Origin of the sequence: Pseudomonas pichavaramensis, assembly GCF_050473265.1 — a bacterium.
In the GTDB taxonomy this organism is placed as follows: domain Bacteria; phylum Pseudomonadota; class Gammaproteobacteria; order Pseudomonadales; family Pseudomonadaceae; genus Aquipseudomonas.
The window spans coordinates 1-396 of record NZ_JBJKFJ010000038.1 but is presented as its reverse complement, the minus strand read 5'-3'; the positions used below and the strand labels follow the sequence as shown (position 1 = coordinate 396).

Below are 396 nucleotides of genomic sequence, written 5' to 3'. Positions count from 1 at the left end.
CAATGGCTGGCGCGTCGGCCTGTTCGGCGGTGCCAGCTACAGCGATTTCGACGTCAATGACCGTACCTCCAGCGGCGAAAGCGACAACTACCACTTTGGGATCTACGCCGGTCAGAACTGGAATCAGCTCAGCCTGAACCTGGGTTTGGGGTACACCCGATCCCAGCTGGAGAGCAAGCGAGGCGAGGTGCTCGGCCAGACGCTGCGTGACGACTATGACACCGACAGCCTGCAGGCGTTTGCCGAGCTGGGCTACCGTATCGAGCGTGACGGCTACTGGCTGCAGCCTTTCGCCAATATCGCCTGGGTCAACCTGCGTAACGAGGCGAGCGAGGAGCGCGGTGGCAGCGCTGCACTGCGTATCAAGGCCCACGACACCGCTACCGGCTCCAGCAC

General features: G+C 62.9%; 1 protein-coding gene. It reads left to right on the top strand.

What is annotated here, in order from left to right:
• The coding region (locus ACJRW5_RS24920; protein ID WP_484573141.1) for an autotransporter outer membrane beta-barrel domain-containing protein at positions 1-396 on the top strand (396 nt) is incomplete at both ends.